The organism is Phytoactinopolyspora mesophila (assembly GCF_010122465.1).
In the GTDB taxonomy this organism is placed as follows: domain Bacteria; phylum Actinomycetota; class Actinomycetes; order Jiangellales; family Jiangellaceae; genus Phytoactinopolyspora; species Phytoactinopolyspora mesophila.
This window is the reverse complement of the sequence record NZ_WLZY01000006.1, coordinates 358,883-385,474: the sequence shown is the minus strand read 5'-3', so window position 1 is coordinate 385,474 and position 26,592 is coordinate 358,883. Positions and strand designations below refer to the sequence as shown.

Sequence of the window (26,592 nt, the reverse complement as noted above, 5' to 3'; positions counted from 1 at the left end):
GCCATGGCGGCGCCGGGTGGGCACCACTTGCTCCCTGCCTATCCTCCATCCACTGCAGGAGCAGCGACGGTGAAGGTATGAGACATCAGTTCGGCACCGGTCCAGTCGTAGCCGGCTAGTACGACGGCCAGGTGGCCACTTCCGTCATCTTCGACGGTGAGAGTGCCGAATTGCCCACCACCCGGTTCGGTTCCATGGCTGTAGGGATCGCCCTTGACCGATCCGCCCCGGTCAAGGGCGGCGGCATGCAGCACCGGGAAGCCCTCGCCGGAAGGCCCGTAGCCACTATTGCTGCCGTCGTCGATCGCGACCATATGGGCGTCACCGGCCAGCATGACGACGTTCTCGACCCCGGCTTCCTCGATGATTTCGGCCACCCGCTGGCGTTCCTCGGGGTAGCCGGTCCAGTTGTCACGGGACTCACCCTCGGGTCCGATCCAGGGCACGGCGTTGACCCACACGATCAGCGCGTGGTCATCGGCCGCGCCGAGCATCTCCCCCTCGAACCACTCCAGCTGCCGCGTGCCAAGCATGGAGTCGGCGGTGCGTTCCGATCGGACGTCGGTCAGGATGAAGCGCACTCGCCCGGCGGTGAACGCGTGGTAGATCGCGCCGTCCTGCGCACCGGCCGGCAGCTCGTAATGCGGCACGTTCTCGCGGTACGCGGCCCGGGCGGCGGACCGGCTCGGAGAGTGCGCGTCGGCGTCGTTGGCGCCGTAGTCGTGATCGTCCCAGACGTATGCGGTGGGCACGCTGCGATACAACGCGCTCTGTCCTGGAGAGCCGAGCGCGTCGGTGTAGCGGGCGCGGAACATGTCGACGTCGTCGAAGTCGATGTTGCCGTAGTGAAAGTCGCCGGTGTGGATGAACAACGACGGGTCAACAGCCCGGATGGCGTCGAAAACCGCACCGTTCGAGCCGGTGCGGGCGCAGGCTCCGACGGCGACGGTGAACGACGCCGGCCCGTCCGGGAAGGTACTCACCTCGCCTCGACCCCGAGTGGTGTCGGCGTGATCGTCCACTATGACGGTGTACTCGTACGACGTGTCGGGCTCCAAGCCGTCGACGGTCCATGTGACCACTCCGCTGTCGGGCACCGGATCCGGCCCGACGGCGTCCACCGGCGCCGGCAGGGCGGCTCGCTGCGGCGACGTTCGAGCATGCTCGACCACCAACGTCGCCTGCTCGGCAGCGGCGTCGTCGATTTTTGCGGTCACCCGGAACGACGTGTCGGTCACCGCCCCGCTCCAGATCCAGTTGACTCGGTCGACGGGCAGATGGAGAGCTTCCGACTCGGGGTGAGTGGCCCCGGCCAGCTGGTGATAGGCAACGCCCGCGCCCGCGCTCCAGACCGCCAGCGCCAAACCCGCCACGACGCCATGACGCACGACGGCCCGGCGGTCGCGGCCGCGCGCCCACAGCACCCAGAACGCGACCGCGGGCACGACGAAAACCACGACAATGAGTGCGACGAAGACCGGCGAGTGCAACCTACTCGACAGCCCGGCCAGCCCGGCGCCCGCGAGGACGAGAATCACGGCCGTGGCTGCCTCGCTCCATCGCGACAGAATCAGGCCCGCCAACGCGACACCCAGCAGAATCAGCTGCGCCGGCAGCTCAACGGTTCCGAGCATTCCGTGGCTGGAGAGGTCGCGCGGGAATCCCGTGGTCAGAGACACAACACCGAAGACGGCGACTACCGCCAGCGTCCATGCCCATGCTGCCCGGCGCATACGCGACACGATACAAAGCGGTCGTGGCCCGGACCACCGAATCGGCAAAGCGACCGCTCAGGACACATCGCCAGCAGCCGGCGAGAGCGCAGGACCCGGGAAGCCCTAGAGCCGGACGCCGGCCTGCCGCTGGTCCCGCAGAAACGCCGCCAGCATCTCCTCGTAGCCTGAAGCGAGCTGGGCGCGGCGGGGCACGCTCGGGTCCGGCTCCGCCGTGTACAGGCCATGATCACCACGCGGAAACACCGCCAAACCGTGGCGGCCTGGCCGCTCGGGCAGATTGGCCGCGAACGCCGCCACGCTGGCCTCGACCGGAATGAGTTCGTCGCTGCCGCCGAAGAGAGCGAGGACCGGGCAGCTCACCTTGGGCAGCACGGTCACCGGATCGAAGTCGAAGATACGGCCGGCAAATGCCAATACCGCGGCGGCGTCGTACGCGCCGGAAGCGATCGCCGGGTACCACGACCGATCGGAGTGGCGTGACTGGTCGGCCAGGATCGTCTCCGGCGCCTCGCCACTGATCAGGCGGGCGGCTCGCTCATCGACCCAGCTCATGGCCTCGGCGATCACGTCCGGGGAATGACCTGCCGCCGCAAGGTCCCGCTCGAGCCTGATCCGCTCCTGGGCGGCCGGGGTAACCCCTGGCCCGGAGTGGCTGACGACGAAATCCACCTGCCCCTCACCCAACACGGCCGCAAGCAGCGCGACCCACCCGCCCTGACTGATGCCGTAGAGCCCGACCGGCTCTCCCGATACCGCTGGATGACCGCGAAGCACCTCGACGGCGGCCAGTGTCTCCTGGGCCCGGTCGTGCAAGGTTTGTTCGGTCCAGTGCCCGGGTGAGCCCCCGCACCCAGGTTTGTCGTGCCGTAGAACCACCGCCCCAGCCTCGCTGATCCACTCCGGCCAACCGCCCCAGTCCCAGCGGTCACCATCACCGGCGCCGTCGACCAGCACGACGCCAGGCAATGGACCGGTCAGCTCAGGCACGCGGACCACGGCATTCAGCGCTCCGGCCGCACTCGGGACGCTGGTCTCCTGCTCGACAGCCATTTCACTCACCGCTCTTCGTCGAGGTTCGCGACCGGTGTGCCGGCCAGCAAGACCCGCACGAACCGGCAGTCTTCCGGCCAGTCAGAGCGCTCGGAAAGCCGCTGGATGTAGGGTTCGAGCACCGCTCTGAGCTGAACGGCAACACTGCTCAGCTCCTCAGTGGTCATCGGAATGGTCGCGCCGCTGAGGAACGACGCATCCCGCCAAGACTCCGGCTGCTGGTCCACTCCCGCCCGCCACGAGAGCATCCGCTCGGCCTCGCGCTGGATGAAGACCCGCTCCAGCTCCCGGGTGGCCGGCCCGCCGTCGCCGGACGACCAGCTCTGCTCCAGATCGGTGAGCTGCCACGGATTCTCCCGGCCGTCGCCGCTCGAGGGAGCCTTCTCGACAAACCCATATTTCGCCAGCTGTCGCAGGTGAAAAGAGCAGTTCGCCTGTGTGCTGTCGAGGTGGCGGGCGCATTGCGCGGCGGTGGCCGGCCCAACTGTGCCGAGAAGCTCGATCAGACTGAGCCGCAACGGGTGCGCGAGCGCCCGGATGGTGGTGGGATCGGTCAGCCGCATATGCCAAAGATATCTTTGACATCGGCAGAATGTCAAAGATATCTTTGGCTTCTTGGCGCTTGCTTTCCACCGGGCCGTCATATGCCCAGCACCGCAATCGCCGAGGTTGGTTCCTGCACTAGTGTGCGGCAGTGTGGAGCAGTTGCGATTCGGCACGTACAACTTGTTGAACGGTCTCATCATCACCTCCGGGACAGTCCGCGAAGGCACCCTTGCCGCGGCCGTATCCTCCCTCGAGGCCGACGTGCTGGCACTTCAGGAAGTGGACTACGACCAACGCCGTAGCGGCGAGACCAACCAGGCGGCCATCGCCGCCGAGGCCGCGGGCGCTGATTGGTGGCGTTTCGCGCCAGCACTCACCGGCGACCCAGCCGGCCGTTGGGAACCCGCCGATCCGCTGGTTCAGCCCGACGGCCCGGCCTATGGTGTCGCGCTGCTCTCCCGGTTGCCCGTTCTGACGTGGTCAGCACGCTGGTTTCCCGCTTCGCCCGTCCGGGTCCCGCTGCAGGTGCCAGGCCGGCGTGGACTAGTGCCGGTGAAAGACCACCCCCGCGTAGCGCTCGCCGCCATCGCGATCGGGCCGGCGGGGCCGTTCACCGTGGCGGCCGCGCATCTGTCATTCGTACCGGGCTGGAACATCCGCCAGCTCAGGACCATCACCCGGTGGCTGTCGGCGATGCCGGCACCGCAGATTCTGTTGGGCGACTTCAACCTGCCGGGCCGGGTGCCGCACCTCGTCACCGGCTGGAACCAGCTCGCCCGCGTGGGGACCTATCCCGCGTGGCGTCCACGTGTGCAGTGGGACCACGTGATCACCCACGGCGCCGGCCACGAGTCAGTACGGGCGGTGACCGCACACCGGCTTCCGGTCAGTGACCACGCAGCCTTGACCGTCGACATCGAACTGTGACAGCCGATCACTACGACGAGATGCTCAGACCGCCGCGGCAAACCGGCGCCCGCTGATCTGCCGCGGCGTCACCTGGACGAACCACTGCTTCGGGCGTTCGTCCCACGGAACCAGCGCCAGCTCCTCCAGTTGGTAGATCCGGTTGAAGTCGTCAACGCGTTCTGCCACGCCCTTGAGGACGACGCTCCACGCTAGACCCGTGCCACGGTCATGATCATCGGCTTCGATGACGACCTGCCTGGCCATCGTCGCGGCGGCGAGCTTCGTCCCCTCAGCTGTGCGGAAGACAACGGTGTGGCCGTCTACCACCACGTTGATCGGAAAGACTTCCAGTTCGTCACCTACTACGGCGGCCAGCCGCGCGACGTGCGCACCGCCGAGCAACTCCCAGCACTCTCCCTCGGAGAGGACCGTCATGCCGGTCTTCGGATGGGTGAACATGGACCCAGCCTAAACTCGCCGCACACGATTGCCTCTAGCCCAACGGCCACTGTGACCAGGACGTTCATCCCGAAGTGGAGGGCCCTTCGACCCACCGGAATGACGATGAGCACCACAACGCGCTGCCTGGCCTGCAACAATCGGAAGACATGCCGCTGCTCCGGATCGTCTACCCGCCCAGCCGCACTGGCCATGACGCTACCGCAGGCGCGGGGGCTCGTCGGCTGGGCTGCTGATCGCCGGCACGATCACCCTGGCTCTCCGCCACCGTGGCCGGGCGCCCGGCGGCGCGTATCACGATCATGGCTAAGAGCTCAGGTACGCTCCGCCGGCCTCACACCTCTTCCAACGGGACGGCCGGATCGGCGAGGCGGGCGGCATCGACCGCTCGTCCAGAACGGATCAGCTCCTCGATGGGGCCGATGCCGGTGTCCCACAGGTTGACGTGCATGCCGGCGAGCACGCGGTTGTCATCTGTCCAGAACGCCTGGAAAGCCCGGCCTGGAACGTCGCCGCGGAGGACGACGTCACCGTAGGCACCGGGCGGCGCGTGCCCGACGTATTCCATACCGAGGTCGTACTGGTCGGTGAAGAAGAACGGGAGACGGTCGTAGCTGACGTCGTGCCCGAGCATGGAGCGGGCCGCGGCGGTGCCGGTGTCAGCGGCGTTCGACCAATGCTCCACCCGGATCCGCGTGCCGAGCAGCGGGTGCTCGATGCCGGCGATGTCTCCGGCAGCATAGATGTCCGGGTCGGAGGTCCGCAGCGCCGCATCCACCAGCACGCCGTCGTCGACGGTCAACCCAGCGGCGGCGGCGAGATCAACGAGCGGACGCGCCCCGACGCCCACCACCACCGTGTCTGCCATGATCTCCTCGCCCCGGGTGGTGATCACGGCGACCACCCGGCCGGCGTCGCCGATCACCTCACGGACGCCGGTGCCCAAGTGCAGATCCACTCCATTCTCACGATGCAGGTCGGCGAAAACGGCCGCGACCTCGGCGCCCATGACGTCGTGCAGCGGCTGGTCGGCGATCTCGATCAGATCCACGTCGGCGCCGTGAGTACGCGCGGCGGCGGCGACCTCCAAGCCGATCCAGCCACCACCGACAACGACCACCCGGTGCCCGACGTCCAGCTGATCGAGCAGGTGATCGGCGTCGGAAAGCTCGCGCAAGTAGCGGACGTCATCCAGCTCGGCGCCGGGCACCTCCAGCCGTCGCGGCTGCGAACCGGTGGCCAGCAGCAGCTTCTCGTAGCCGACCCGTTCACCTCCGGCGATCTCGACCACGTGTTCCGCCGGGTGCACAGCCTCTACCGGTGAGCCCAGCTGCAGGTCGATCCCATGCTCGGAGTACCACTCGGACGGATGCACGAACGCCGACGCCCGCTCATCGCTGCCGAGCAGATAACCCTTGGACAACGGCGGACGCTCGTACGGCGGCTCTGTCTCCGCGGCGAACAACACCACTCGACCGTCGAACCCCTCCGCGCGCAGCGTTTCCGCGGCTTTTGCGCCAGCTAGCCCGCCACCGACGATCACGAAGGTACGCTCGGCACTCATGTCGCCGACCCTGTCCGATCGCGGCGATCATGTCAACGGGGAACACATAATTGCCCGGACCACGCCAACCGGCGCGGCCGGCACCGATAATGGGGCAATGCGACTGGTTTGCCTGGGAGACAGCTTCACCGAAGGCGTCGGCGACGAGCTCCAAGACGGCAGCATACGAGGCTGGTCGGATATCGTGGCCGCCGGTCTGGCCATCGACCAGGGCGGCCCGATCGAATACGCCAATCTCGCTGTGCGAGGCAAGCTGATGGAACAGATCGTGGCCGAGCAATTGGAGCCGGCGCTGGCACTAGAACCGACCCTGCTCACCTTCAACGGCGGTGGCAACGACATGCTGCGCCCGGGCGCGGACCTCCGCCGCATCCGGAGCCAGGCCGAATATGTAGTCACCCGCTGCCTCGACGCGGGCGTGCGGCCGGTGCTTCTGAGCGGCGGAAACCCCACCCGCAACCTGCCGATGGGACGACGCACCCAGCGCAAAGGCGACCTCCTCACCGCCGCGGTCAAGGAACTGACCGCCGAATACGACATCCCGTTCGTCAACGTGTGGGCCGACACCGAACTGGCCCGGGCGGACTACTGGGCCGACGACCGGCTGCACCTGAACGCCATAGGACATCACCGCGCCGCGGCACACGTGCTGCGAACCTTGGGGGCACAGTTCCCGCAAGAATGGCTGGCTCCAGTCCCCCGAGTGGTTTCTCCGCCGAGCCTGATGACCAACGCCGTGTACTACCGGCGCTACGTCGTCCCGTGGATCCGTCGCCGACTCACCGGGCGTTCCTCGGGCGACGGCCGCCTCCCGAAGTACGCCCGGTGGCGGGTCGTCGAGCCGTCCGCCGCGGACTGATCGTTCGCACCGGATTCAGCCCTATTCGCGGCCCCAAGGGGTGCCGGCCCAGGGGTCATAGTCGACCTCCAGCGGCTCCTGCTCCGGCCGCTCGGGTTCGGGAACGTGATGCAAGTTGATCCGGATCCGGTACCAGAGCGAACTCCTACCCCGCATCCCATCGACCAGCACGTCGGCCGGCTTCAAATGCGGAACCACCGCCGGGTGCCGGCCTTTCCACCGCTCCAAGCCGTCGAGCGCCTCTTTCTTGGTCTTGGCCCGTGCGATCTCGATGAGCGGCATCGTCTGCTGCCTCCGGCCCGCACCCTTCGGCGGCTTTTCGGCCGGGCCGAGCTGCTTCGCCAAGCCCAGCAGCGCATCCAGCGACCCCGGCGCGTCGTCGATTCCCGCCCACGGATCACCGATCTCGGCGAATCGGTTCCGAACCGAGGCCAGCGTGTAATCTTCCGGCCGGCAATCGGCGACCTCGTCCCAGCTCAGCGGCGCGGACACACGTGCATCCGGGGTGGGGCGCACCGAGTACGCCGACGCCACCGTCCGGTCCTTGGCATTCTGGTTGAAGTCGACGAACACACCTTCGCGTTCTTCTTTCCACCACCTCGCCGTGGCGATCTCCGGCGCGCGGTTCTCGACCTCCCGCGCGACCGTCTCCGCGGCCAGGCGGACCTCGCGGTATTCCCAGCTCGGCTCGATGCGGGTGCAGATGTGGAAGCCACGCGATCCCGACGTCTTGGGCCATGCCGTCAACCCGTGATCCTCCAGCACCTCTTTCGCCACGAACGCAACGTCGACAATCTGCTTCCAATCGATGCCCGGCACCGGGTCCAGATCGATGCGCAGTTCGTCCGGGCGGTTGAGGTCCTCTGCCCGCACCGGATGCGGGTTCAGATCGACACAGCCGAGATTGACCACCCACGCCAGCGCGGCGGCATCACGGATGACGACCTCATCGGCGCTGGTCCCCGACGCGTACCGGAGCGTCGCCACCTCGATCCAGTCTGGCCGCTTCGACGGCGCCCGCTTCTGGAAGAACGCTTCCTCCTCGATCCCTTTGACGAAACGCTTCAGGATCATCGGGCGTCCGACCACGCCGCGCAGCGCACCATCGGCAACCGCCAGGTAGTACTGCACCAAATCAAGCTTGGTGTAACCGAGCAACGGAAACAGCGGCTTGTCCGGGTTGGTGACGGTCACCTCACGCCCGGAAACCTCCAAGACCTGCGACGGCGCCATGTCATCACGATAGTCCGCCCTCCCATGATCGTTGGCTTTTTACCCCCTGGTCACGGGGTGAAAAGCCAACGATCATGGGTTAACGACGATGGTGGTGCCGTCGTCCGGCGATGCGGGCGGGGTATCCCGCACTCTCCGCTCGGCCACATCCGGTAGGTGACGCGCCGCGGTGGCAAAGTCGTTGTTGTCATGAAGGACGACCACACCGTGATGCGCGGCGGTTGCGCAGATCAACAGGTCAACGGCCGACATCGCCCGGTGTGCTCCGTGCCGGAGCAGGCGACGCTGAGCTGCATCGGCCCATCTCCACGCGCTCTTGTGAACAGTGACATCAGGGTAGAGGTCCTCGAACATGTGCGTCATGTCGTCGTATTCATCGGCGTTGCGCGCCGAACGGCAGAACTCAAGACGTTGCGGATGGCACGATCCGATCGCCTGGACTGACAGCACCTCGGACCACGCAGCGCGCAACCGCTCGTCCCGCATAATGCGCCATAAGCCAGACGAGTCGATGAGGTAACGAATCACGCGCCCAGGTTCTTTTCGGCGTCACGTGTCTTTTGCCAACCGTCGTAGTCCCATCGCGCCGCTAGGGACCCGTAATGCTCAATCGCGGCGACCCGACGGTGCCGGGCCGCCAGCTCGCGCAACGCCAAGTTGACCGTTTCCTTCTTCGTCTTGGCGCCAGACAATCGCATCGCCTCCGCCAGGGCATCATCGTCGAGATCGATCTGCGTCACCGACATCCCGCCACCCCTTAAGCCAACAGCATGTATGAAACATACACACCTTATCAACATTGTAGTGAGCCGCGCTCAAAACGGATTGACCTCGCGCCCTATCGTTGCTGTCCCATCACGCGGAGGGCTTCGTCTCGTTCAGGCCACGGCACGGCGTCGTCGTCTATGTCGTGAACTCCGGCGCCGGATTCGACGACGCCGATGGCCGCCGCCGGAACGTCATTGGAGCGGAACGCGTCCACCGCGGCTTCGGCCTGTTCAGGCGCGAACGTGGCGAGCAGACACCCCGAGGCGAGGGTGCCCCAGGGATCGGCGCCGAGCGCGCGGCAGACCTGTAGACCCGGCTCGAACCATCGAACCTGGTCCCGGTCCACTCGGATGGCCGTTCCGGCAGCGGTGGCGAGCTCGTGCAGACCGGCAGCGAGGCCGCCCTCGGTGGGATCGTGCATCGCCGTGGCCCCAAGATCGCGCGCCATTAGTGCGCTCTCCACCACGGAGATCCCGGGATCGTGCGCGGCCCGCAGGGCGTCGTCGAGCACGTCAGCCGATAACGCGCCCAACCGGTCGCTAGCCTCGCTGGCCAGTACCGCTGCGCCCTCGACCGGTGCGGCTGCGATCTGTACGACGACGTCCCCGGGTACCGCCCCAGACGTCGTCACGAAGCGCCCGTCTTCGGCGATGCCGAGCATCTGTCCGACGATCACCGGCTGATTCACCGCACTCGTGACCTCGGTGTGCCCGCCCACCAGCGCGGCCCCGACCTCGTCGAGTGCCGGTCGCATGGCAGCGAACACACTCTCAACCATCTCGGCGTCGGCACCAACAGGCAACAGAACGGTGGCGAGAAACCAGCGCGGCCGGGCACCACTCACGGCGATGTCGTTGGCGTTGATGATCACGGCGTAACGGCCGATGTCCCGGGACGTCATGGTGATCGGATCGGTCGCCGCGAGGACGACGTGGTCCCCGACGTTCAGCGCACAAGCGTCTTCACCGACCGCGGGCCCGAGGCGGACGTCGTCCGGGGCTCCTCCGAAGTCATCGAGCAGCCGCGAGAGCACATCGGCCGGTAGCTTCCCCGCCGGGAAAATATATGGGGCCATAGCAAGCAGATTATCAGATCTGATATAGTCAATGCATGTCGGCGCACGATTCAGCAGATCACCATCAATCTGGGGCCGAGCAGATCGAAGGCGAGCTCGCCGAGCGTGATCCAGATCTGCTTGATGTGCTTGATTCCGCTGCCCGGCTTCAAGAGCTTGTCCCCGATACCGTCTTGGTGGGTGGTTCGGCCGCGGCGCTGTATGCCGGACACCGGGCCTCGTATGACCACGATCATGTCGCAACTGACCTGCGCCACAGATTCGACGCGATTCTTGACGCACTGGAACGCGAAGGCGACTGGGTCACCAATCGTGCGACACCCGGGAAGATTGTGCTCGGCAGCCTCGGCGGCATCGAAAGCGGCATACGGCAGTTAATCCGCACAACCCCGCTGGAAACGACCCTCATCACTCTTCCGTCAGGCCAGACGCTCACTGTCCCGACGGCTGAAGAGACTCTGCGTGTCAAGGCCTTCCTGATCGTCAAACGCAACCAGGTCCGCGACTACCTCGACGTCGCCGCTTTGAGCGCACGTTACGGCGCCGGGCCCAGTGCACGCGTTCTCTGCGGGATCGATCACTACTACGCGGACACCCGGGCGGACGGGCGTCGGGTCGCAACACAGCTAGCACGGCAACTGGCAGACCCATCCCCGCGCGACACATCCACACTGGAAAGGCTCGCGGAGTACAAGGCGTTACGTTCATGGTGGCATTCGTGGAACAACGTCGTCGACGAGTGCCAGGAGTTAGCACGGCGTATGACCAGCAAGGAATGGAGGTGAGACGTATGGCGCTGACATTTCGCAACCTGACCATCACGCCGGACAGTCCAGTCAACGAATGGGGTGTCGAGGGAATCCTGGCAGCCATCGATCGCGGCGGGATCGATGACTGGCAACGTGTAGCCGCAGAGGTGATCGCGCACCCGCACGGATCGGTCGCTGACGACCTCGCGGTCGCTATTGAACTGGCCGAATCCACGTCGAGTGCAGCGGTACTCCGGTCTGTGCTCGTGCACGCACGTGAGACGCCCAGGCAGCGCGTGGCCAGAAGGGTACGCGAGGCGATCCGGCGCTCGGGCGCCACACAGGCGGAGTTCGCGGAACGTTTGGGCACGTCAGCTTCGCGGCTCTCCACCTACGCGACAGGCAAGGTGGTGCCATCGGCGGTGATGCTGGAGCGCATCGAACACCTAGCCCACCAGGCCGGAGCGGCGTGAATCAATGGTTCGTCATCCCGAGTCCCAGAGACGGACGTCGACCAGCACGCTGGTGTCTTCGACGTGCTCCACCAGCTCCACCTCGGTGGTCAGCCGGAGCTCGGCCTTCACCCGATCCCGCACCTCGGCGCCTACCTGCTCGGGATGAGCGCCGGGGCTGGGAAGGACTTCACAGCGCAACGTGTCGCGGTGGTCGACCCGGTCGACGACGAACCGATACGCCGCAACCCCGTCCATACTCCGCATCGTGGCCTCGACCTGCCGCGGATGCAGGAACATTCCCCGTACCTTGACCGCGGCGCCTACCCGGCCGAGCACACCGGCCAGCCGCCGCTCGCCGGCCGGACCAGGGAGCCATGCGGACAGGTCTCCCGTGCCGAAACGCACCAGCGGATACTCCGGGCGCAGCAGAGTGACGACGATCTGGCCCTCACCCTCGTCGAGTGGCTCGCCGGTGTCGAGGTCGCACACCTGGACGAGCACGCCGTCCGGAACGACGAGGCCGGCGCCGGGCTCCACCTCGTAGCCGAGCAGTCCGGTCTCGGCGGTGCCGTAGGCCATCCGAACAACCGGAACCCGCTGCTCCAGCCAGCCGCGGAGGTCGCCGGGCAAGGGCTCGGCCGTCACCAGCGCCTTGGTGAGCTGCCACCGGGCGGGGTCCAGTCCGGCGGAGTTGTACCGCTCGACCAGCGACTTGAGATAACTCGGCAAGCCGGCGTACGCGGTCACGTCCAGATCGGCGATCGCCTGGGCCTGCAAATCCAGGTTTCCGACGCCCCCGGGCAGGACGGTGCAGCCCAGCGCCAGCCCGGCTTCCTCGAACATCGCGCCCGCCGGTGAGAGGTGGTAACTGAAGCAATTGAGCAGGACGTCGGACCTGGTGATGCCGCACGCGGCCAGGGCCGATCCCCAGCGCCACGGATCGGCGCCGGTGAGCTGCGGTTCATAGATGGGACCCGGGGATTGGAATACACGCCGCACGTCGGCGCCGGGATCCAGCAGCCCGCCGAACGGCGGCCTCTCACGCTGAAGTTCCAGGACGTCGTCCTTGCTCAGCACCGGCAGGGCATCGAGATCACGCACACCCTGAATTGACGTCGCCGAGATACCCGCGGCACGCAGCCGGTCGGCGAAAGCCGGCACCCGGTCCGCAGCGCTGCGGATCACCCCGGCGACCAGTTCGTCCATGTCGGGCATGGAGTCCCCTCTCGTTCACAGCCACCGCTTGCGGCGCTTGTAGTGTTTGACTTCGCGGTAACTCTTGCGGGTGCCTCCCTCACCAAGCCCCAGGTAGAACTCCTTGACGTCCGGGTTGTCGCGAAGTTCTGCGGCGGGGCCGTCCAGGACCAGCCGGCCCTGCTCCATCACGTATCCGTGGTGAGCCACTTCCAGCGCCCGGGTGGCGTTCTGCTCGACCACGAGCACCGTGGTGCCGAGTTCGGCGTTGAGCCGGGCGATGTAGCCGAAGATCTCCTGGACCAGCTTGGGCGCCAAACCCAGCGACGGTTCGTCGAGCATGAGCAGTTTCGGCTTGGCCATCAACGCGCGTCCGATGGCCAGCATCTGCTGTTCGCCGCCGGAGAGGAAACCGGCGGTGCGGGCCCGCAGGTCGGACAGCAGCGGGAAATACTCGTACACCAGGTCCAGATCTTCTTGTGGCGCGCGGCCGTGGATGTAGGCACCGGCGATGAGATTCTCGTGCACCGTCAGGTGCTCGAAGATGTGCCGGCCCTCCATACACAAGGAAATGCCCAGCCGTACGCGGTCGGCTGCGTCCACGCGAGTGATGTCACGGCCGTCGAAGCTCACCGACCCGTCGGTGACCTCGCCCTGTTCGGTCGGCAGAAGGCCGGACACGGCCTTCAGCGTGGTCGACTTGCCAGCGCCGTTGGAGCCGAGCAGGGCCACGATGGCTCCTTCCGGAACGACCAGCGACAGGCCCCGCAGCACCAGGATGACCTCGTTGTAGATGACCTCGAGGTTGTTGATGGTCAGCAGCGGGTGGCCGGGCACGGGGGTCACACCGGCCGCCCGCTGCTGGTCTGGGGCCGCCGTCACGGGCGGACGTCCTGGGCGATCTCTACGAGCTCGCCGCCCTCGACCTCGTAGATTCCGGTGCTGTCAGCACCTTTGTGGCTGTCGGGGCCGAACTCGATCGGCGGCGTGACGCCTCCGGTGTCGACCGGGCCGAGGCTTTCGAGGGCGTTCTTGAGATTGGCTCCCGTGACGTCCTCGTCGTTCGAGATCAGGTGCCGGACACCTTCGGCCATCACATGCATGGTGTACCAGCCCTGGGTGTAGTGCAGTCCTTTGGCTTCGAGACTCGACCCGTTCTCCTCCAAGAACGCCGCCGGCACTTCCTGACCGCTGGCCTCTACCGTGGGCGGCGCGAACGGCTGCACCATGATGTGTCCTTCGGCGGCGTCACCGGCCAGGGTGATGAACAGCTCGTCCGCACACCAGTTCAGGCAGACGATGGTCATGTCGAGGTTCTGCTGGGCGATGTTGCTGGCGACGATCGCGGCCGGACTGGACACGTTCTGGATGACGACGTACTCGGCTCCTTGGGAGGCGGCCCGGCCGAGCTGGGCCACATAGTCGGTGGCGCCGGTGGGCATGGCATAGGCCCGATACCCCAGGTCGAGCTCGTTTTCTTCGATGTAGCTCTCGCCATCGGCTACCGGAGACTGCCCGAACGGGCTGTCGTGATGGAAGACCGCGACGTCGGCGGTGCCGCCGGAGTCTTCGGCGATCCACTTCAGCGCTACTCGCATCTGATCGGAGTAGGTTGCGGCGACCACGAAGTTGTACGGCGTCTCCTCCGGGTCGACCAACGTCTCGGCGTAAGAGGCGGACATGAACGGCAACTCATCTTCGGCGATCTTCTGCCGCAGCGCTTCGGTGTCGGCGGTACCCCAGCCCTGGATCGCCACCACGCCCTCGTTCACGTACTGCGAGTACAGCTGCTCGGCTCGGGCGACGTCGTAGGCATAGTCGTTGAGCTTGAGGTCGATCTCACGACCCTCGATGCCTCCGTCGGTGTTGATCCACTCGACGTAATCCCGCATGCCCTCGCTGTAGGGTGTGCCGACGTCCGAAGTGGCTCCGGACAGATCGGACAAGACGCCGATCGAGATGGGGCCGTCGTCCGAACTGTCACCGCCGGGACCGCCACAGCCGGCTGTCGCCAGCGCCAATCCAGCCACTGTCGCGAGGACAGCCCGGGTTCGTATGTGTCTTTTCACGGCAGACCTGCCTTTCGAGGATCCGGTCAGTATCGGAAGGGCCAGAACCTGACGTAGTCCTTCATGCGCTGCCATATTCGGTTGAGCCCCCTCGGTTCGAAGATCAGGAAGAGGACGATCACCAAGCCGAAGACGATGACCTGCACGGCAGGCACCTTCTCTGCCGCCTGCGGCCACACGGACTGGAAGTCCTGACCGAACCGGGTGATCAGAGCCGGCAGAGTGATCATGAAGATCGCGCCGTACACGGTGCCCGCGATAGAGCCGAGGCCGCCAACGATGATGATCGCCAGGTAGAGCACCGACACATCCAGAGTGAAGCGCTCCCACGTGACGATGCCGGTGTAATGCGCCATCAGAGCACCGGCTAGACCGGCGTAGGCCGAAGAGATCGCGAACGCCAGCACCTTGGTGCGCGTGACATCGACGCCCATCGCCGAGGCCGCGATGTCTTGGTCACGTACGGCCATGAACGAACGCCCCAGTCCCGTGCGGAACAGGTTGCGCCCGGTGAATACCGCCAGGACGGCGAAGACCACGATGATCCAGTACCACTCGAAGTCGCGGCGGAAGACGAATCCGGCAACTTCGAGGCGCGGCAGCGAGATCGCGTCGACACCGCCGGTCAGCCAGTCCCAGGTGCGGACGGCGAACAGGATGATCTCTTGCGATGCCAGCGTGGCGATGGCGAGATACAAGCCTTTCAGCCGCAAAGCGGGCATCCCGAACAGGGCCCCGATGGCGGCCGTGGTCAACACCGCTAGTGCGATGCACACCGGAACCGGCAGGTCCGCACGGATATGCAGCAACGCCGAAGTGTAGGCGCCGACGGCCAGAAAGCCCCCTTGCCCCAGGCTGATCTGTCCGGTGTAGCCGACCAGGATGTTGAGACCTATCGCGCCGATGACGGCGATGCCGATCTGGTTGGCGATGGTCAGCCAGTACGGCGTCACGACGAACGGCACCGCCACCAGCGCGAGCAAGATCAGTACCAGACGGAGCCGTTCCGCGCGGGTGTGCCTCAACGACAGCTCGCTGGCGTAGCTGCGGTGGTGGATGCCGGTGGCGGTCGCTGGCATTAGACCCTCTCAATCCGGACTTGGCCGAAGAGTCCGTACGGACGGACCATCAAAATGCCGATGAGGACGATGAACGGGATGACCTGTTCGAGCCCGCCGCCCACGTAGCCGGCGGTGTACTGCACCAGCAGCCCGATGATGATGCCACCGGCGATGGTTCCCGGTACCGAGTCGAGCCCGCCGAGAATGACGACCGGGAACACGACGAGGCCGAAACCGGCCAACGCCGGGGATACACCGGTGAGGTTGGCCAGGAGGATGCCGCCGATGACCGCGGTGGCAGCGGCAAGCGCCCACGCCAGGGCGAAGACCCGGCGGACGCTGATGCCGATGGTGAGCGCGGCCTGCTGGTCGTCCGCGACGGCCCGCATGGCGATTCCGTGCCGGGACCGGGTGAAGAACAGCGTGAACGCGGTGAGGACCACCGCTGCGATCGCGATCGCGGCGATCCGGCTCCACGGAACGGTCGCACCGGCGAGCTCCATGGAACCAGGCGGCAGGAACCGGGGTGTCTCCTTCGGCGAGGTGCCGAACATGAACTGCACCCCACCGGCGAACATCGAGGAGAGCCCGATGGTGACCATGATGACGGCGATCGCTTCCTCACCGATCATCGGCCGGAGGACGAAACGCTCGACGACGACGCCCAGGGCGATGGCGATGACCACCCCGAACAGAATGCTCAGTGTCCAGTGGAATCCGAACACCACCATCGCCGCGTAGAACACGTACGCGCCGATCAGCAGAAAATGGCCCTGGGCGAAGTTGATGACGCCGGTGGCTTTGTAGATCAGCACAAAACCGAGTGCGGCCAGCGCGAGGATCGCACCGTTGGACAGGCCGAACAGCGTGAGCTGGAGGAATTCGCTCATCGGCGACCACTCCAAACCGGCCGGCGCAGGTCAGCAGTGGGTGCGGCCAATCCGGCGAGATCAAAGATCCGCAGCGCGATCTTGCGCTCGACGCTGCTGCCGTCCTGGTAAGTGACAGTGCTGCTGATGGTGACGTCCTGGTCGCCGCGGGCGAGCGCGGAGATGATGTCGGCGTAACGCTCGGCGATAACGCCACGTCGCACCTTGCGGGTACGGGTGATCTCGTCATCGTCGGGATCGAGCTGCTTGTGCAGCAGCAGGAACCGGCGGACCCGGATGGCTTCCGGGAGATCGTCATTGGCCCGCGCGACGTCGTGGGCGACGAGCCCGTAGATCTCGGGCTTGGCCGCGAGATCGGTGTAGGTGGTGTACGAGAGGTGCTGGTGCTCAGCCCACGCGCCGGCGGTAGCCGGGTCGATGGTGATCATCGCGGTGACATCGGCCGCCACCGGGCCGTCTTCGCGTACTTCTTCCCGCTCCCCACCGAAGACCACCGCTTCCTCGACGTACGGGCTGAACTTCAGCTTGTTCTCGACGAAGGCCGATGAGAACAACTGACCATCCGGAGCGCGGCGGACGTCCTTGGCACGGTCGATCACCACGAGATGGCCGTCGTCGAGATAGCCGGCGTCGCCGGTGTGCAGCCAGCCGTGGTCGTCGAGTGCGGCGGAGGTGCTCTCCGGGTTGCGGTGATAGCCGCGGAAAACAGCGGCTGAGCGCAGCAGGATCTCACCGTCGTCGGCAATGTGCAGCTCAGTGCCTGGTATCGGCCTGCCGACGGTGTGGAACCGGATGTCGTCGTCACTGTGCAAGACCGCGATGCCGCAGATCTCGGTCTGGCCGTAGATCTGTTTGAGGTTGACTCCGATGGCGTGAAAGAACCGGAAAACGTCCGGTCCGAGTGGCGCGCCACCGGTGTACGCCCGCTTCAGCCGCGCCAGCCCGAGCTGGTCCCGTACCGGCCGCAGGGCCAATGCGTCGGCGATCAAGTGTTTGACCCGCAACCTTGCACCTGGGCGACGACCCTGGACACGAAGGCCGGCCATCTGGTCTCCAACGGAGTACCCCCACCCGAACACGGCCCGTTTGAGCTTCCCGGCCTCGTCGACCCGGACCTGGACGTCGGAGAGCATCGACTCCCAGATCCGCGGCGGGCTGAACATGACATCCGGCCCGATCTCCCGGAGGTCTGCGCGCTGAGTCGACGAGTCTTCCGGGAAGCTGAGCGTCAAGCCGAAAGACAGCCCGCATGCCACCGCGAGCATCTGCTCGCCGATCCAAGCAAGGGGAAGGAAGCTAACGTACCGGTCGCTCTTGACCAGTGGATCCACCTGGGCGAGATGACGGGCCATGCTGAGCAGGTTGGTGTGGCTCAGTTCGGCGAGTTTGGGCAGTGCGGTGGTGCCGGACGTGGTGCAGATGATCGCGATGTCATCCGGCGACGTTGCGTCGAGCTGCCGGTCAAGCCACTCGGGCTGTTCCGCGCCTCGTTGCCGGCCCGCGGACTCGACCTGGACGAACTCCCGCAGGTAAGGCTGATCGTAGTTCTCGAGGCCGTGGGGGTCGTAATAGACGACGGTTTCGACCCGAGGCAGCCGACTCTTCAGCCGGATGATCTTGTCGACCTGTTCTTGGTCTTCGGCCACAACCACTCGCACGCCGGCCAGGTCGAGGATGTGCACGACCTCATCGCCGATACTGGTGGGGTAGATCCCGACCACCGAAGCGCCGAGCGACTGCGCGGCGAGTTCGGCGATCAGCCACTCCGGACGGTTGTCTCCGATCACCGCCACCACGTGTCCGCGTTCGACACCGAGATCGGCGAGACCGTGGGCGAAGTCCGCGACCCGCCGCGCGTATCCGCTCCAGGTGATCGGCTGCCAGATGCCGTAGAGCTTCTCCTGCAGCGCGACCTCGTCCGGCCGGTCGGACGCGAGCCGGCGCAGCAACCTGGGGAAGGTCTCACCGGCTCGCGCCGACCCGGCCGAGTGGCCGACGGAAGGCTCGGACGCCGAGGGCATCATGCGCTCAACTCCTCGCCGAGGTAGGCGTTGATCACCGCGGGATCGCCACTGACATCACCAGGTGTGCCGTCCGCGATGAGTTTGCCGAAATCGAGCACACTGACCCGGTCCGAGATGTCCATCACGACGTTCATGTCGTGCTCGATGAGGACCACGGTGACGCCGGCAAGCTCATGGACGTCGAGCACGAAACGGGCCATGTCCTCTTTCTCTTCGGTGTTCATTCCCGCCATCGGTTCGTCGAGCAGCAGCAACGCAGGCTGCATGCACAGCGCACGGCCCAGCTCCACACGTTTCTGGAAGCCGTAGGCGAGGGCGCCGACCGGTTTGTGCCGGACGGACTGGATCTGCAAGAGGTCGATGACCTCTTCGACCAGCCCTCGGTGGTGGATCTCTTCGCGCCGAGCCGGGCCGAACCAGGCCAGCGAGGCGAACAATCGGTGCCGCATGTGGACGTGCCGTCCGAGCATGAGGTTCTCGAGCACGGTGAGGTGCCGGAACAGCTCGATGTTCTGGAAGGACCGCGCGACGCCGAGCCGCGCGATCCGGTGCGGGCGCATCCGGATCAGATCAGCTTCACCACCCTGTTCTCCGCCGGTGTGCAGAAGCACCTGGCCTTGTTGCGGGCGGTAGAGACCGCTGATGCAGTTGAGCAGGCTCGACTTGCCTGCGCCGTTGGGACCGATCACCGCATGAATGTGTCCCTGAGTGACGGTGAAGCCGACATCGGCCAGCGCGGAGATCCCGCCGAACCGCAGGCTGACGCCCTTGACCTCCAACAACGGCTGCCCTGGCGCCAGGAGACTGCCGTTGAGGGAATGCCGGTACGCCCGCGTGATCATGCCCGCTGCACCTCTCGTTAACAGGATGTGACAGACAATACGTTTCCGATATGCGGAAGGCAATACCTCTTTTCAGAGTCTGGCTCCGTGTAGAGTGATCCCTGCACACGAAACGGAACAGAGTGTCAGAAACAGGGGGAGCGTGTGACTGAGCCGGAGGCCCGTGGAACGCTCGGAACGGTCCGCAACGCCGTGGTGCTGCTGGATCTGCTGTCAGAAGGCCCGGCATACCAGCAGCTGACCGATCTCGCTGAGAGATCCGGACTGGCCGTGCCCACCGTGCACCGGCTGCTGCGCTCCCTGGTCCTGGCCGACCTCGTCGAGCAGGACCGCAACTCCTCGCGCTACGGGCTCGGACCCGAGGTCGCCAGGCTGTCGCAGCGTTACCTGGCCCGCCTGCCCATCCTCGGTGCGCTCTCGCCTTACCTGGTGCCGCTGCGGGACACCATCGGGCATACCGTGCATGTCGCCGTGCTGACCCGGGGCCACGTCGTCTATGTCGACCGGGTCGACGGTTCCGACGGCGGTCTCTACCGCGACACTCACCGGGTACACCCAGCCGCCGAGACAGCGGCGGGCCGCGTCCTGGCAGCGCGGGCAGACGAAGAAACCTGGCGCCACGTACTAGAGTCCGCCACGGCCGAGCTGCGGAAGATCTGCGAGAACAACGCGGAGCAATGGCGCACGGCCGGATACCTCGTCACCGCCGGCCACTCACCGGATGAACCCACCGAGATCGCCGTGCCGGTCGTCGACGGCGCCGGGCGGGCCGTCGCCGCCTTGGCCGCCACACCTCCCGGCAGCACGTCCGACACTCAGCTCGCCGAGATCGCCAGCCATCTCTCCCGGGCCGGGCGCGCGGCAGGAAGGACACTGAGCCATGGCTGAGCAGCACCGGGACACCGCCGGGCTCGATGCCTGGGCCGCGGTCGCCGACGAGCTCGAATGGCATGACCCCTGGACCACGTTGTACACGCCGAAAGGCCGTTACGGCCGGTGGTTCGACGGCGGCCGGTTCAATCTCGCGGTCAACTGCGTAGACCGGCACCTGCGAACACGCGGTTCGCAACCGGTCATCCTCTGGGAAGGAGAACCCGGAGACCGCCGCGAACTCACCTACGAGCAGTTGCATGCCGAAGTCGTCGCCCTGGCCGGATCGCTACGCGGGCTCGGCGTCGAAGCCGGCGACCGGGTCGCCTTGCACATGGGCTGGCTCCCGGAGACCGTCGTGGCCATGCTCGCCTGTGCCCGCATCGGCGCGGTGGTCGCGATCCTGCCCACCCCGCTCCCGGCTGAGGCCCTCGCGCTGCGGCTGCAGGACTTCCAGCCGCGCGTGCTGTTCACCCAGGACGGAGCCTGGCGGCACGGCACCATCCTGCCGCTGAAGGCCCGGGCCGATGAAGCCCTGGGCGCGGTCGGCGGCGTCGAGCACACCGTGGTGGTCCGGCGCACCGGGATGGACGTGGCCTGGTACGAGGGCGATCGCTGGCTACATGATCTCGTTGCGGAGCCGCGGCCGAGCGGCCCTGAACGCGACACCACACCCGCGGCTCTCGACCCGGAGCACCCGATCCTCGCCGGCCACCTGGCCAACCGTCGAGGCCAGCCAGTGTCGATCCTGCATGGCGCCGCCAACCTGGCCGCGTCGTCGCTGGCCATTCACCGCTATGCGGTCGCCGAGGGCGGTGTCTTCTGGTGCGCGGGTGATGTCTCGTGGATCGGCGCCCAAGCCCACGGCGTGCTGGGACCGCTGCTCGCCGGCACTACGACCGTGATGTTCGAGGGCATGCTCGACGTCCCCACCAGGCATCGCACCTGGGACATCGTGAGCCGATACGGCGTGTCCACACTCGTCACCACGCCTACGGTGATCCGGCTGCTGCGAGGCTGGTCGCAACGGCCACCGGACCCGGAGACGGTCGCCACACTGCGCCGCGTGGTGATGATCGCCGAACCGAGCGGCCCGGAACTGGTCAAGTGGCTGGCCGACGAGGTCGGCGACGGCCGGATCACGGTGGGCGACGGATGGGGCCAGGTCCAGCTGGGCGGCATCGTCAGCGTCGAACCACCGCTTGACCCGAAATCCTTGCCAGACCCCGGATTCGCCATTGTCGCCGACGACGGCACGGAACTACCCGACGGTCAAGGCGGCGAACTGGTCATGCGACAGCCGTGGGCCGGCACGCTGCGCGCCATGGAAGGCAGCGGCGTCGACGATGTCATGCGCAACTACCATTGGCACCGCGAAGGGGTCTATTCCACGTACGACGTCGCCCGCCGCTGCCAAGACGGAACGTTGGAGTTCCTGGGTCGCATGGATGAGGTGGTGAGCATCTCCGGTCAGCTGGTCTCACTCGGCGAAGTACGCCAGGTGCTGCTCGAGCATCCGTTCGTGGTCGCTGCGGAGGTCTTCGAACGCGCCGACGCCCGCCTGGGCCGGTCGCTGGCGGCGGCAGTCGAGCTCACCGAAGATGTGCCGGCCGACGCCACGGCAGCCGGCGAGTTGCTGGACACGGTCCGCGAGTTGCTCGGCGGATTGGCCCGGCCCCGCGCGCTGGCGTTCATCGACCGTTTCGGAGACCAGCTCACCCGGAGCCAGCTCCGGGAAGCGCTGACGCTTCTCCTCGCCGGCGCCGGCGAGGAACCCGCGCACCTGACCTGGAAACAGATCCTGGCCGCGTCGGTAGCGACGAAAGAGTAGGTGAAGAGCCGGCCCGTCATGCACGCGGCGCGACGAACAGCGATTGCGTCACCATACCCACCGGGCCCGTGGAGTCGGCGATCTCAGCGTGGCTCAGGCCCAGACCGCTCGAGCCGATCCGGCTGTGGGCGTCGAGCAACATCCACTCGCCTTCGAGTTGACGATGTACGGTCAACGCGAGCGACGTCGGGACGAACAGCCATCTCGTGAACTCGAGTTCGGCCGAGAGGCCGTTGGCCGAATCCGCGACGATCATCATTCGCTGCAGCCCGGTCGGTTCCTCACCGGGCACCAGTGACGGTGCCACTCGTGTCCATACCGAGACGGCGCCCAGCTGGTCGAACGCGCCGGTCACGAATCGCCAGTCGATGGCCTTTGCATAGCCCCACTCATGGTTGAGTCCCGGGAAGTCCTGCGGCCGAGCGGCCGGCGGAATGCTGGGCAGCTCCTTCACTATCCCGATAGGCGGCGTACTCTCCGGGCGGCTGTCAATGCGCCAAGCACGGGCAACGGCCACGATGCGGCCATCCGCTTCGATGTCGGCTTCGAGCAGTTCGACCCGGCGACCGCGACGTGCGACGCGGGCCGACACCACCGCCTCGCCCTGTGGGACCGTGCTGAGGAAGTCCACGGTGACTCTGGAGATCACCTTGTGATCGGTCGGCTCACACTGCTCAACCGCGCGGGCCAGCAAAGCCGCGACCGGACCGCCGTGTTGTTCGTCCTTGCTCCACGGGCTGGTAGTGGCCGGGGTGGAGCGGAAACCACCCTCGCCGGTCGGGACGTAGAAACTCGACTCGATCATGGGCTCGCCTTCCCGGCAGCATGACGCAGCTGCCTGCTTGATCCGCGCGTCAACCAACATAGCGGGTGGGCCGAGCGGATCCAGCAGACGGAACCTTCGCGGCCCATCAGTGGCGAATCAACGCGCTCCCGAAGGCCGCTCCGCGCATTTCATATGACAACCGCCTAAACCGAGGCGACATTCACCAGTCGTGATCGGCAAAAAGCACCACGTCTTTTCCCTATGACTGTTAACGTCCGTCAGGGACACGATTTCTGAGGGGAACTCCATGGCGATCACCACCAATTCACGTCGCACCGGCACGCCCAAGCGGCCCCAGGCGCTGGACTTCGTTCCACCGCCACGCAGCGGCGCGACTGCGCTCGAAAACCCCCGCTCGGTATACACCGGCATCCCGGCCGTCGGCCAGCCGCTGCAGGAGATTGCCGTGGTCCAGAGCATGGGTGGCGTCCTCGAATACACGCTGCCGCCAACCGACATCAGTGCCTCGGAGCACACTGTGCCGAGCCAGATCGTCCGGGTGTCTTGTGGTGACCGAGTCCGGTTGCGTGCCGAGTCCCCGTCCGCCACCGGCCCTGGACAGCAGCACACTTATACAGTTCCCGCTGATCATCCGGCCGGCTTGCATTGGCCGCACCCGCGCTTCCACGCCAGCTCCACCCGCAGGTCCTGGCTGGGCCTGCCGGGTGTGGTGGTCGTCGAAGGCGATATCGACCAGGTCCCCGGCATCGCCGGCGCGCGCGACCGAATCATGATCTTGCGCGGATCTACGTACGAGGCCGCCGGTGCCACCGCTCCGCCGCCCCCACCACCGCCGGCCGATGGAACGCATCGACTGGCTCCCCGGCCGAGCATGCCGACGGCGCTCACCGCTACCGTGAACGGCCAGGTCCTTCCCGACATCGACATCCAGCCGGGCGAAATCCAGCGCTGGCGAATCCTCAATGCCGAACCGCACCGCGAGATGTGGTTGCACGTCGAGGGACACACACTCCACCAGATCGGGCAGGACGGGATACCGTTCACACACACCCGCCCGGCACAGTCGATCATGCTCAGCCCGGGCAACCGCGCCGAACTCCTGATCCGCGCCACCAAGCCGGGACGGTATCGCGTCTACGCCGAGGCCTACAACACCCGCCACCCCGGATCAGCCCAGCCAACCGCCCTGCTGGCCACGATGACGGTCGAGGGTAGACCGGTCTTCAACCGGCTACCGAGGCAACTGGTCGAGTCGCCGGCCTTTCCGGCCGGTCCCATCATGACCCGCCGCACGCTGCGCGTCGGAACCACGCCCAGCGAGCACGACACGGGGACACCTCGCATCGTGATCGACGGCCGGCATGTCGAGAAGAACCGGCTCGGCACCCTCGCCACCGCCGGCACGGTAGAGGAATGGACATTCGTCAACGACGACGACGTCCAGCACCCGATTCACGTCCAGGGCAACCCGTTCCAGGTGGTCGACGTCCAGGGGATACCGGCGGGCGACCCGTCCTGGCAGACCGACTCGGAGATCTGGTGGGACACCTACCGGCTGCCACCGGGCGGCCAGGTCACCATCCGGACGTATTTCCTTCCCGAGTCCACCAACACCCGGTAGTCCCGGCCGCCGGCCCGATGGCGCTTCCACGTTATGGTTGCGCGCTGACCAGCCCTGTCCGGTAGGCGATGACCACAAGTTGAGCCCGGTCCCGCGCACCGAGTTTCACCATCGCGTGGCTGACGTGGGTACGCGCGGTGGCCGGGCTCAAGTGCAACTCCGCGGCGATCTCGGCGTTGTTCAGCCCCTGGCCCACCAGCATCAGGACCTCACGCTCTCGCGGAGTCAGCACCGCAAGGCGTTCCTCGGCGACCCGATTGGCCGACCGCACGGCGGCGAACTGCCCGATCAGACGGCGCGTGATCCGCGGAGCGAGCAGCGCATCGCCTGCCGCGATCACCCTGATGGCGTGTAGCAATTCGGCGGGCCCGGCGTCCTTGAGGAGGAATCCACTCGCGCCGGCCTGCAGCGCCCCGAATACATACGCATCCGTGTCGTAGGTCGTCAAGATCAGCACCCTGACGTGTTCGAGGCCACGTATCCCGGCGATCTGCTCAGTGGCTTTGATACCGTCCAGCCCTGGCATCCGAATGTCCATCAAGACCACATCGGGCCGGGTTGCCCGGGCAAGCTCCACCGCTTCGGAGCCGTTGACGGCCTCTCCCACCACGGTGATCTCGTCCTCGACATCGAGCAATACCTTGAACCCGGCTCGCACCAGTGCCTGATCGTCCGCCAGGAGTACCTTGATCGGCGCACGCTCGGGCAGGGGCGAGGCGTTCATTGCGTCACCGACTCGGCACCGGCGTTCATCCCCGTCCCGGTCAGCGGAAGACTTGCCCGGACCTCGAATCCGCCACCGGGGCGCGGCCCCACGTCGAGATGACCGCCCAGGAGTTCGCATCGCTGGCGCATCCCGATGATGCCCCGGCCGGTCGTGGACAGCCCGTCCGGCTGGTTGTGGCGCACACCCCCACCGGGCCAATCACCGGCGCCGGGCCCGTTGTCGGTGACCCGGAGTTCGAGCGACTCCTCGTCGAATCGGACCGAGATCGTCACCCGCGCGCCTCCGGCATGACGGATCACGTTGGTGACGGACTCCTGGAGGATGCGATAGGCGGCGGAATCGACGGCACTGGGCAACGGCACCGGCGGCGAGGTCATCTCGAGCTTGAGATCGAGGCCGCTCTCCCGGGCCATGGCGGTGAGCGCCTCGACCTGGTCCAGTCCAGGTTTCGGCGCCCGGGCGTCGTCGGCGTCACACAACACTCCGAGCACCGCTCGCATCTCTTGCAGCGCCTGGGCGCTGGTCTGTTCGATGGTCAAGAGAGTCTCGCGAACTCGCTCAGGCCGTTTGTCCAACACGTGCGCCGTGACTCCGGCCTGCACGTTGATGATCGCGATGGCGTGAGCAACGGTGTCGTGGACCTCCCGGGCGATCCGGATCCGCTCCGCGTTCACCCGGCGCACCGCCTCCTCTTCCCGGCCACGCTCCGCGCGTTCGGCTCGGTCCACGGCCTCAGCCGCGATGACCCTCCGCGACCGGATCGATTCTCCCAGCGCGGCCGCCATGATCGACGCCCCGATCCGGAAGAACACCCACCCTATTGCCGCTTCAGGTTCGATGTCGGCCGCCGCGACCAGCCATCCGGTAGCCAGCACGGCAATGCCGCCCGCTGCGATCCGCAGTGAGCGGCGGCCGTCGCCATAGGCGGTCAGCGTGTAGATGGCGATGAACAGACTGAGCCATCCGGGCCCGTCGGGGAAGCCGATGGCGAAGTACGTAAGGCTGATGGAGGCGGTGACCACAAACACGACTGCCGGCCACCGACGGCGCGCCGCCAGGACGGCGCCGCTGAGGACCAGCAGCACCAGCCCCAGGTGACCGAAGTCAGCCAGCGGCCTGGACACCACCTCGGATGTCCCCGAGACCCGATAGGTGCCCTGGACTTGCATCACCGTGACGAACACCGCGAGCAACACATCCTGCACCGGCGCCGGCACCCGCGGGAATGCCACAGAGCGGATCATCTGGCGATCCTAGCCGCAGCGTAGGCCCG

Annotated in this window: 26 protein-coding genes; 7 read left to right on the top strand and 19 right to left on the bottom strand. The window is 66.5% G+C overall.

Going from position 1 to position 26,592, the window contains the following annotated elements; translation table 11 throughout:
• Window positions 1–38: 38 nt before the first annotated feature.
• The 3 genes from F7O44_RS18875 to F7O44_RS18865 all read right to left on the bottom strand — a co-directional run bounded on the left by F7O44_RS18875 (window position 39) and on the right by F7O44_RS18865 (window position 3,349).
• Window positions 39–1,733 (bottom strand): alkaline phosphatase D family protein, encoded by a 1,695-nt coding sequence (locus tag F7O44_RS18875; protein WP_162451805.1) that lies wholly within the window; start codon window positions 1,731–1,733, stop codon window positions 39–41.
• 105 nt (window positions 1,734–1,838) lie between these two features.
• The gene (locus F7O44_RS18870) at window positions 1,839–2,786 is read right to left on the bottom strand and encodes an alpha/beta hydrolase family protein (RefSeq protein WP_162451804.1); all 948 of its coding nucleotides are present in this window, start codon (window positions 2,784–2,786) and stop codon (window positions 1,839–1,841) included.
• 5 nt (window positions 2,787–2,791) lie between these two features.
• Window positions 2,792–3,349: an ArsR/SmtB family transcription factor gene (locus tag F7O44_RS18865; RefSeq protein WP_162451803.1), complete on the bottom strand. Its 558-nt coding sequence runs from the start codon at window positions 3,347–3,349 to the stop codon at window positions 2,792–2,794.
• Between the two features lie 142 nt (window positions 3,350–3,491).
• On the opposite strand from F7O44_RS18865, the gene F7O44_RS18860 reads away from it, so the two are divergent.
• Window positions 3,492–4,259, top strand: a complete 768-nt coding sequence (locus F7O44_RS18860) for an endonuclease/exonuclease/phosphatase family protein (protein WP_162451881.1) — start codon at window positions 3,492–3,494, stop codon at window positions 4,257–4,259.
• A 24-nt stretch (window positions 4,260–4,283) separates the two neighbouring features.
• Here F7O44_RS18860 and F7O44_RS18855 read toward each other — a convergent pair whose 3' ends face one another.
• Together F7O44_RS18855 and F7O44_RS18850 are read right to left on the bottom strand one after the other, a co-directional pair.
• Complete coding sequence (locus tag F7O44_RS18855; RefSeq protein WP_162451802.1) at window positions 4,284–4,700, bottom strand: pyridoxamine 5'-phosphate oxidase family protein; 417 nt, start codon at window positions 4,698–4,700, stop codon at window positions 4,284–4,286.
• Between the two features lie 334 nt (window positions 4,701–5,034).
• Window positions 5,035–6,264 carry an NAD(P)/FAD-dependent oxidoreductase gene (locus tag F7O44_RS18850; RefSeq protein WP_162451801.1) on the bottom strand — a complete coding sequence of 410 codons (1,230 nt, stop codon included), beginning with the start codon at window positions 6,262–6,264 and terminating at the stop codon, window positions 5,035–5,037.
• Between the two features lie 97 nt (window positions 6,265–6,361).
• Between F7O44_RS18850 and F7O44_RS18845 the strand changes: the two genes are divergently transcribed.
• Window positions 6,362–7,123, top strand: coding sequence for an SGNH/GDSL hydrolase family protein (locus F7O44_RS18845; RefSeq protein ID WP_162451800.1), 762 nt, complete (start codon window positions 6,362–6,364; stop codon window positions 7,121–7,123).
• Between the two features lie 21 nt (window positions 7,124–7,144).
• On the opposite strand, the gene ligD is transcribed toward F7O44_RS18845, so the two are convergent.
• The 4 genes from ligD to F7O44_RS18825 all read right to left on the bottom strand — a co-directional run bounded on the left by ligD (window position 7,145) and on the right by F7O44_RS18825 (window position 10,199).
• Entirely contained in the window at window positions 7,145–8,356 is a 1,212-nt protein-coding gene (gene ligD / locus F7O44_RS18840) for a non-homologous end-joining DNA ligase (protein ID WP_162451799.1), read from the bottom strand.
• Window positions 8,357–8,428: 72 nt separating this feature from the next.
• Window positions 8,429–8,884, bottom strand: coding sequence for a PIN domain-containing protein (locus F7O44_RS18835; protein ID WP_162451798.1), 456 nt, complete (start codon window positions 8,882–8,884; stop codon window positions 8,429–8,431).
• Window positions 8,881–9,102: a type II toxin-antitoxin system VapB family antitoxin gene (locus F7O44_RS18830; RefSeq protein ID WP_162451797.1), complete on the bottom strand. Its 222-nt coding sequence runs from the start codon at window positions 9,100–9,102 to the stop codon at window positions 8,881–8,883. Before F7O44_RS18830 ends, F7O44_RS18835 begins: the two co-directional genes overlap by 4 nt.
• A 92-nt stretch (window positions 9,103–9,194) precedes the next feature.
• Window positions 9,195–10,199 (bottom strand): AIR synthase-related protein, encoded by a 1,005-nt coding sequence (locus F7O44_RS18825; protein ID WP_162451796.1) that lies wholly within the window; start codon window positions 10,197–10,199, stop codon window positions 9,195–9,197.
• 35 nt (window positions 10,200–10,234) lie between these two features.
• On the opposite strand from F7O44_RS18825, the gene F7O44_RS18820 reads away from it, so the two are divergent.
• Window positions 10,235–10,984: a hypothetical protein gene (locus F7O44_RS18820; RefSeq protein ID WP_222851492.1), complete on the top strand. Its 750-nt coding sequence runs from the start codon at window positions 10,235–10,237 to the stop codon at window positions 10,982–10,984.
• Between the two features lie 5 nt (window positions 10,985–10,989).
• Entirely contained in the window at window positions 10,990–11,421 is a 432-nt protein-coding gene (locus F7O44_RS18815; RefSeq protein WP_162451795.1) for a helix-turn-helix domain-containing protein, read from the top strand.
• 12 nt (window positions 11,422–11,433) lie between these two features.
• Here F7O44_RS18815 and F7O44_RS18810 read toward each other — a convergent pair whose 3' ends face one another.
• Genes F7O44_RS18810 through F7O44_RS18780 form a run of 7 tightly spaced genes read right to left on the bottom strand, consistent with a single transcriptional unit; the run spans window position 11,434 to window position 19,483 of the window.
• On the bottom strand, window positions 11,434–12,618 hold the full coding sequence (locus tag F7O44_RS18810; RefSeq protein ID WP_162451794.1) for a phenylacetate--CoA ligase family protein: 1,185 nt from the start codon (window positions 12,616–12,618) through the stop codon (window positions 11,434–11,436).
• A gap of 15 nt (window positions 12,619–12,633) precedes the next feature.
• Complete coding sequence (locus F7O44_RS18805) at window positions 12,634–13,419, bottom strand: ATP-binding cassette domain-containing protein (protein ID WP_162451879.1); 786 nt, start codon at window positions 13,417–13,419, stop codon at window positions 12,634–12,636.
• 56 nt (window positions 13,420–13,475) lie between these two features.
• A complete protein-coding gene (locus F7O44_RS18800; RefSeq protein WP_222851491.1) occupies window positions 13,476–14,666 on the bottom strand; it encodes an ABC transporter substrate-binding protein in 1,191 nt (396 codons plus the stop codon).
• A gap of 26 nt (window positions 14,667–14,692) precedes the next feature.
• Window positions 14,693–15,745 (bottom strand): branched-chain amino acid ABC transporter permease, encoded by a 1,053-nt coding sequence (locus F7O44_RS18795; protein WP_162451792.1) that lies wholly within the window; start codon window positions 15,743–15,745, stop codon window positions 14,693–14,695.
• Window positions 15,745–16,617: a branched-chain amino acid ABC transporter permease gene (locus tag F7O44_RS18790; protein WP_162451791.1), complete on the bottom strand. Its 873-nt coding sequence runs from the start codon at window positions 16,615–16,617 to the stop codon at window positions 15,745–15,747. Before F7O44_RS18790 ends, F7O44_RS18795 begins: the two co-directional genes overlap by 1 nt.
• Window positions 16,614–18,641, bottom strand: a complete 2,028-nt coding sequence (locus F7O44_RS18785; RefSeq protein WP_222851490.1) for an AMP-binding protein — start codon at window positions 18,639–18,641, stop codon at window positions 16,614–16,616. The genes F7O44_RS18790 and F7O44_RS18785 overlap by 4 nt, the downstream gene beginning before the upstream one ends.
• Window positions 18,638–19,483 carry an ABC transporter ATP-binding protein gene (locus F7O44_RS18780; RefSeq protein WP_162451789.1) on the bottom strand — a complete coding sequence of 282 codons (846 nt, stop codon included), beginning with the start codon at window positions 19,481–19,483 and terminating at the stop codon, window positions 18,638–18,640. The genes F7O44_RS18785 and F7O44_RS18780 overlap by 4 nt, the downstream gene beginning before the upstream one ends.
• A gap of 144 nt (window positions 19,484–19,627) precedes the next feature.
• On the opposite strand from F7O44_RS18780, the gene F7O44_RS18775 reads away from it, so the two are divergent.
• Both F7O44_RS18775 and F7O44_RS18770 read left to right on the top strand, forming a co-directional pair.
• Window positions 19,628–20,371 (top strand): helix-turn-helix domain-containing protein, encoded by a 744-nt coding sequence (locus F7O44_RS18775; RefSeq protein ID WP_162451788.1) that lies wholly within the window; start codon window positions 19,628–19,630, stop codon window positions 20,369–20,371.
• Complete coding sequence (locus tag F7O44_RS18770) at window positions 20,364–22,184, top strand: AMP-binding protein (protein ID WP_162451787.1); 1,821 nt, start codon at window positions 20,364–20,366, stop codon at window positions 22,182–22,184. The genes F7O44_RS18775 and F7O44_RS18770 overlap by 8 nt, the downstream gene beginning before the upstream one ends.
• 16 nt (window positions 22,185–22,200) lie before the next feature.
• Here the strand turns inward: F7O44_RS18770 and F7O44_RS18765 are convergent, their stop codons facing one another.
• A complete protein-coding gene (locus tag F7O44_RS18765) occupies window positions 22,201–22,989 on the bottom strand; it encodes a thioesterase family protein (protein ID WP_162451786.1) in 789 nt (262 codons plus the stop codon).
• 268 nt (window positions 22,990–23,257) lie between these two features.
• Between F7O44_RS18765 and F7O44_RS18760 the strand changes: the two genes are divergently transcribed.
• Window positions 23,258–24,592, top strand: a complete 1,335-nt coding sequence (locus tag F7O44_RS18760) for a multicopper oxidase family protein (RefSeq protein ID WP_162451785.1) — start codon at window positions 23,258–23,260, stop codon at window positions 24,590–24,592.
• Window positions 24,593–24,623: 31 nt separating this feature from the next.
• Here the strand turns inward: F7O44_RS18760 and F7O44_RS18755 are convergent, their stop codons facing one another.
• Complete coding sequence (locus F7O44_RS18755) at window positions 24,624–25,316, bottom strand: response regulator (protein WP_162451784.1); 693 nt, start codon at window positions 25,314–25,316, stop codon at window positions 24,624–24,626.
• Complete coding sequence (locus F7O44_RS18750; RefSeq protein ID WP_162451783.1) at window positions 25,313–26,563, bottom strand: sensor histidine kinase; 1,251 nt, start codon at window positions 26,561–26,563, stop codon at window positions 25,313–25,315. The genes F7O44_RS18755 and F7O44_RS18750 overlap by 4 nt, the downstream gene beginning before the upstream one ends.
• Between the last annotated feature and the right edge of the window lie 29 nt (window positions 26,564–26,592).

Bases quoted from the DNA above. Each gene is read 5' to 3' on its own strand.
- F7O44_RS18875 (WP_162451805.1), bottom strand. From the start codon at position 1,733: ATGCGCCGGGCAGCATGGGCATGGACGCTGGCGGTAGTCGCCGTCTTC.
- F7O44_RS18870 (WP_162451804.1), bottom strand. From the start codon at position 2,786: ATGGCTGTCGAGCAGGAGACCAGCGTCCCGAGTGCGGCCGGAGCGCTG.
- F7O44_RS18865 (WP_162451803.1), bottom strand. From the start codon at position 3,349: ATGCGGCTGACCGATCCCACCACCATCCGGGCGCTCGCGCACCCGTTG.
- F7O44_RS18855 (WP_162451802.1), bottom strand. From the start codon at position 4,700: ATGTTCACCCATCCGAAGACCGGCATGACGGTCCTCTCCGAGGGAGAG.
- F7O44_RS18850 (WP_162451801.1), bottom strand. From the start codon at position 6,264: ATGAGTGCCGAGCGTACCTTCGTGATCGTCGGTGGCGGGCTAGCTGGC.
- F7O44_RS18845 (WP_162451800.1), top strand. From the start codon at position 6,362: ATGCGACTGGTTTGCCTGGGAGACAGCTTCACCGAAGGCGTCGGCGAC.
- ligD (WP_162451799.1), bottom strand. From the start codon at position 8,356: ATGGCGCCGTCGCAGGTCTTGGAGGTTTCCGGGCGTGAGGTGACCGTC.
- F7O44_RS18830 (WP_162451797.1), bottom strand. From the start codon at position 9,102: ATGTCGGTGACGCAGATCGATCTCGACGATGATGCCCTGGCGGAGGCG.
- F7O44_RS18825 (WP_162451796.1), bottom strand. From the start codon at position 10,199: ATGGCCCCATATATTTTCCCGGCGGGGAAGCTACCGGCCGATGTGCTC.
- F7O44_RS18820 (WP_222851492.1), top strand. From the start codon at position 10,235: ATGTCGGCGCACGATTCAGCAGATCACCATCAATCTGGGGCCGAGCAG.
- F7O44_RS18815 (WP_162451795.1), top strand. From the start codon at position 10,990: ATGGCGCTGACATTTCGCAACCTGACCATCACGCCGGACAGTCCAGTC.
- F7O44_RS18810 (WP_162451794.1), bottom strand. From the start codon at position 12,618: ATGCCCGACATGGACGAACTGGTCGCCGGGGTGATCCGCAGCGCTGCG.
- F7O44_RS18795 (WP_162451792.1), bottom strand. From the start codon at position 15,745: ATGCCAGCGACCGCCACCGGCATCCACCACCGCAGCTACGCCAGCGAG.
- F7O44_RS18790 (WP_162451791.1), bottom strand. From the start codon at position 16,617: ATGAGCGAATTCCTCCAGCTCACGCTGTTCGGCCTGTCCAACGGTGCG.
- F7O44_RS18785 (WP_222851490.1), bottom strand. From the start codon at position 18,641: ATGATGCCCTCGGCGTCCGAGCCTTCCGTCGGCCACTCGGCCGGGTCG.
- F7O44_RS18780 (WP_162451789.1), bottom strand. From the start codon at position 19,483: ATGATCACGCGGGCGTACCGGCATTCCCTCAACGGCAGTCTCCTGGCG.
- F7O44_RS18770 (WP_162451787.1), top strand. From the start codon at position 20,364: ATGGCTGAGCAGCACCGGGACACCGCCGGGCTCGATGCCTGGGCCGCG.
- F7O44_RS18765 (WP_162451786.1), bottom strand. From the start codon at position 22,989: ATGATCGAGTCGAGTTTCTACGTCCCGACCGGCGAGGGTGGTTTCCGC.
- F7O44_RS18760 (WP_162451785.1), top strand. From the start codon at position 23,258: ATGGCGATCACCACCAATTCACGTCGCACCGGCACGCCCAAGCGGCCC.
- F7O44_RS18755 (WP_162451784.1), bottom strand. From the start codon at position 25,316: ATGAACGCCTCGCCCCTGCCCGAGCGTGCGCCGATCAAGGTACTCCTG.
- F7O44_RS18750 (WP_162451783.1), bottom strand. From the start codon at position 26,563: ATGATCCGCTCTGTGGCATTCCCGCGGGTGCCGGCGCCGGTGCAGGAT.